Annotated in this window: 2 protein-coding genes and 1 pseudogene; all 3 read right to left on the minus strand. The window is 47.4% G+C overall.

Annotated elements, in window-relative coordinates:
* Nucleotides 1-1,559: 1,559 nt before the first annotated feature.
* Nucleotides 1,560-2,480 (minus strand): DUF368 domain-containing protein, encoded by a 921-nt coding sequence (locus tag ABGY95_RS13125; protein ID WP_347442140.1) that lies wholly within the window; start codon nucleotides 2,478-2,480, stop codon nucleotides 1,560-1,562.
* Nucleotides 2,481-2,555: 75 nt separating this feature from the next.
* On the minus strand, nucleotides 2,556-3,974 hold the full coding sequence (gene sucB / locus ABGY95_RS13130; RefSeq protein ID WP_347442141.1) for a dihydrolipoyllysine-residue succinyltransferase: 1,419 nt from the start codon (nucleotides 3,972-3,974) through the stop codon (nucleotides 2,556-2,558).
* 29 nt (nucleotides 3,975-4,003) lie between these two features.
* Nucleotides 4,004-5,036 (minus strand): annotated as a pseudogene (gene sucA, locus ABGY95_RS13135) (2-oxoglutarate dehydrogenase E1 component); the annotation flags it as partial.

Here is a 5,036-nt window from a genome sequence, read left to right on the forward strand (position 1 = left end):
GTCGGCTGCTCAGTAGACGGAGTGCATCACATCTATAAAAGTTTGACTGGTGACTAGCTACCTTTCCTCACCCTTATTACAATAGACTGTGGTGCTGCCCCATAGAAAAATACCACCAGCGTGTCGATCGTGAACCTGGTGAAGGCAAATGGCGAATACATGGTAACGAAAACGCTTTAGGACAACCTCCAGCAAGTCTTTGGTTCTTGTTGGTTTCCGCATCCGCCTCGTTAGAGAAAATGGGTGGAAAGGGCCACAAAAAATTGCGCTACTACGGAGTGAGCATAGAAGCAGCCGTGAACCTAGATCTCAGGAGCACAAAAGTAAAGGAGGCAGCAAAATTCCAGCCTCAAAATCGCTACCTTTGGCGTTAAGCATCGCCTCATTCAGCTGCTCTTCCCCATCGACTAGGTAGGGCACCACTCAATGACAAACGCGCTCTCGGCTCAACAAGCTAGAAAACTAGTATTGGTGTTACAGAAGACCCTGCCAACGAAAAGCTCCAGCGCGCCAACCACCACGCACTATAGAAACGTAATCCTCCCTACGACAACACCCACTCGATCAACTGGTAGCAAATAAGTAAGTTTTAGAATACTAGTAGCACACGGCAGCTTTCCTATCCATGGGCAACTACCGGTTTAGCCCACCTCAGAAAACTGGCCCTTCAAACACAGAGCATTGCAGCACTGGTGACCTGACTAGATCGTTACGAACGCATGCTCAAGTGGGTACTTGGTCGCATTACCACCGAAGAACCATTGATAGTCTAAAACTTCGAAAACACAGGTAAGAATATAGGTCAATGGAAAATCAAACCCACCTAAACACACGCTAGATATCTCTTCATGCAGGGTGACCTTAAGATACTGAACCATAGGAACTCCCACAACATCTATGGCCTAACCGAGCAGGAATTGCTTAGAGGTTCAAATATCAATCCCCCACCCCAGAAAAATACGCCCACTATCTGATCAAACGTTATTTGCGCGCTAACGGCTTGGGACAGGCTGCCAAAGTAACCTACTCTCTGAAAAGCGTGAAGCCACTGATTTCCGCGACTCTGAAGGCGACGGAGAACTCCTCGAGATTCAAGTCGCAGATATCCACTATTCCCCCTTAGCCATTTCACTGCAATTACTGAATGAGCCACTGGTTAGCGGTAAGTTCCAAATACTTTACCCCTTCGACAACTTGGTCAACCAACGCAAACGCATAAAAGTATTATTCTACTTTGACTATCTCACTGCATATACATTCCCGTGGCTAAGCGACGCCACGGTTATTTCTGATTGCACATCTTATGGAGTGGAAATTTTGGTAACACGAATAGACTACAAAACGGATAAAAACACATCAATCTTACACGTTCAAAGCTTAATACTTGAACCTATCACCAAGGAAATGCGACTCCTTCCACCTAGTCTTAAGCGCTGACTTGCAATCATTCATGTAATTCAACGAACGCTTAGGTATTCAACACCACGACAGATATTCCAAGAGCATCAAAGCTGAACTTCAGACTTTCGTTGAGGATTTTAATCAGCTCTTCACTAGAGCTACTCAGCCTTACTTGAGCCCAGCTTTTCAACACCAAGCATCAAGCCCGCACCGAGCAAAATAATCACAGCAGTAATCGCTAACTGAGTGTCGAGCTGTGGTAGTTCGTTCGCGTAGCTGAGGATTTTTGCTTCCCCATTTTTGATAATCGTTTGAGCAGGAGTTTTCCAGGGCCAAATAATGACTAACGAGCCAGCCACAAAGCCTGTGATAACAGACACAGCTACGTCATGAAACCTCTTGAAGAGCCAACTAAGGAAGTGAGAAAGACCGATTAGACCAAAAACAGCTCCCACAACAACCGGGATGAGCACAGGGACTGACTCTGAAAGATTTCCCTCACGCAGCTTGTTGACGGAGGAGATCATGATGAGCTGATAGTTCCCCATCAAAAGAAGAACAAATGAACCTGAAACTCCTGGGATAATCATGCTGCACATGGCAACCACCCCGCAAAATAGAAGATAAAAAATGTTAGTACACTCGCTAGCTGCTGGAGTGAACGCCAGACAAAGCGCGACTGCTAGACCAACAGCCAGCGCCACAAATCTAGAAAACGACCACCTCTTCACCATCTTCCCCACTGACGGAATAGAAGCAGCGATGAGTCCAAAGAAAAGAGCCGCGACATAGATTGGGTACTTCTCAAAACCTATCTCTAACACCTTAGCTAAAGTAAGTACACTAGTTACCACCCCAGCTCCAAGCGATGCGAGAAACCAAAAGTCCACGTGCTCAATGAATTCCTTAAGCTTAAGGGAGCAAAGCAACTTGATAGCCCCGAGGTCGAATGACTTCAGAGCATTGATTAGACGCTCATAGATGCCAGTAATGAACGCAACTGTGCCTCCTGAAACCCCAGGGACAACATTCGCAGCTCCCATGGCAAAACCTTTTAAAAATACTCCAAATAAATTCATAACGTGGGGATGACATAAAAACAGCGCAGCTCATTCCGAGTCTGCGCTGCAGTAAATTTCAGTACAAAACGTGATTTACATTTCAAGCATCATGCGAGTCGGGTTCTCAAGGCATTCTTTGATACGGATCAGGAACGTGACAGCCTCTTTACCGTCAACAAGACGGTGGTCATAAGAGAGAGCAAGGTACATCATTGGGCGTATCTCAACCTTACCATCAACAGCAACTGGGCGCTGCTGAATGGTATGCATCCCGAGGATGCCGGACTGCGGAGCGTTGAGGATCGGTGTTGAAAGAAGTGATCCGTAGACACCTCCATTGGAAATGGTGAATCCACCACCCTGCAGGTCTGACATTTCAATTTTACCTTCACGTGCTTTGTTTGCGTAATCGAGAATATCCTTCTCAATTGTAGCAAAACCTTTCTTGTCGCAGTCACGAAGAACTGGAACAACAAGACCTTTTTCTGTGCCGATTGCGCAACCGATATCGATGAAGTTATTCTGAATGATGTCGTTACCTTCGATGCGACCATTGATACTTGGCACATCCTTGAGAGCCTGTGCAACCGCCTTCACAAAAATGGACATGAAGCCGAGTTTACAGCCATGCTTCTTAACAAAATCTTCCTGAACCTCTTTACGGAGCTTCATGATTGCAGACATATCGACTTCATTAAAAGTAGAAAGAATAGCCGCAGTTTGTTGAGCATTAACGAGATGAGTCGCAATCTTACGACGGAGCATAGACATCTTCTTGCGTGTTGTGCGTCCCTCAGTAACTGGCGCACCAGCCTTCTCGCCTGAACCAGCAGGTGTGGATAGTGTAGGCTTAACTAACGGAGCAGCAGCCGCTTTAGTTGGAGCAACTACAGGCGCTGAAGCCGCCTTAGCAACAGGTGCCGGAGCTGCGACAGGAGTTGCAGCAGGAGCCGTAGCGCCAACAGTAATCTTAGCGATCAATGTGCCGATATCCACCTCTTCACCTTCTGGCGTGATGACCTCAATAACACCTGAAACCTCAGCCTCAAGCTCAGTCGAAACCTTATCAGTCTCGAGAGTAACGAGCACATCACCTTTATTCACTATGTCACCAGTAGACACTTGCCAGTTGGCAACATTGGCAGATGTTACAGACTCACCAGCTGCTGGAACAAGCACTTCGATTACTTCACCACCAGCGGAAGCTGGTGCCGCGGCGACCGGTGCAGCTTCTACAACCGCAGGAGCTGGGGTTGCTGCTGCCGGAGTAACTGCGCCAGCGGCATCGATCTTAGCGACCACAGTTCCGATAGCCACCTCTTCACCTTCGGGAGTGATGATTTGGATGATTCCAGATTGCTCAGATTCCAGCTCAGATGAAACCTTGTCGGTCTCAATAGTTAGGAGAATGTCGCCTTTTGAGACGCTAGCACCATCTTCAACGTGCCACTGGGCTACGTTTGCTGACGTGACTGACTCACCTGCATTTGGGATAATTACTTCGAATGACATATGTCTAGTTGGATAAAGTTTTGTGAAATTTAAATATTGAAGGCCAACTCGAGCAGAGCTTTTTGTTCGCGTTTGTGGACTGCCTTAGAGCCCGTAGCTGGGCTAGCTGCTGCCTTACGGCCAGCGTAACGGATACGAGCATCGAAAGTGTCCATGAGGAGTGGGCTGATGTAGCTCCATGCTCCCATATTCTTAGGCTCTTCCTGACACCAAACATACTTGGCGGCCTTAGGGAATTGGCTAGAGAGAGCTTTCACCATCTCCTCGTGATACGGATAGAGTTGCTCAACTCTCAAGATCGCTGTCGTTTCATTACCAGTATCTTCACGATGCTGAATGAGGTCGTAGTACACCTTACCGGTACAGAACACGATGCGGTCTACCTTTTCTGGGTTGGTGAACGTCTTGTCATCCGGAAGAATCTCCTGAAAACAAGTGCCATCGATGAGATCATCCATGCTAGAAACTGCCTCAGCACGTGAGAGCAAGCTCTTCGGTGTCATAATAATGAGTGGCTTACGGAACGCACGCTTCTTTTGGCGACGAAGAGCGTGGAAATACTGCGCCGGTGTAGTGAAGTTACCAACCTGTATGTTATCATCAGCACAGAGTTGAAGGAATCTTTCGAGACGCGCACTTGAGTGCTCAGGCCCCATTCCTTCGTATCCGTGTGGAAGCAACATCACAAGCGAACTCGGTGTCTGCCACTTAGATTCTGCAGAAGCAATGAATTGGTCGATAATTACCTGAGCTCCATTTGAGAAGTCACCGAATTGAGCTTCCCACATGGCTAGCATGTTAGGGCAACCGAGTGAATAGCCGTAATCAAATCCTAATACTGCAAACTCAGACAAGAAGCTATTGTAGACACAGAACTTAGCCTGATCTTCTGAGAGTTTTTTAAGTGGGAAGTAGCGCTCGCGCGTCTTATTATCATAGAATACTGCGTGACGCTGAGAGAATGTTCCTCGGCGACAATCTTGACCAGAAAGGCGCACTGGGTGGCCTTCCATGAGAAGTCCACCCCATGCAAGTGATTCTGCAAATGCCCAATCAATCCCC

The sequence above is a fragment of the Rubritalea sp. genome (genome assembly GCF_039830215.1).
Classification (GTDB): Bacteria; Verrucomicrobiota; Verrucomicrobiia; order Verrucomicrobiales; family Akkermansiaceae; genus Rubritalea.

Bases quoted from the DNA above. Each gene is read 5' to 3' on its own strand.
- ABGY95_RS13125 (WP_347442140.1), bottom strand. From the start codon at position 2,480: ATGAATTTATTTGGAGTATTTTTAAAAGGTTTTGCCATGGGAGCTGCG.
- sucB (WP_347442141.1), bottom strand. From the start codon at position 3,974: ATGTCATTCGAAGTAATTATCCCAAATGCAGGTGAGTCAGTCACGTCA.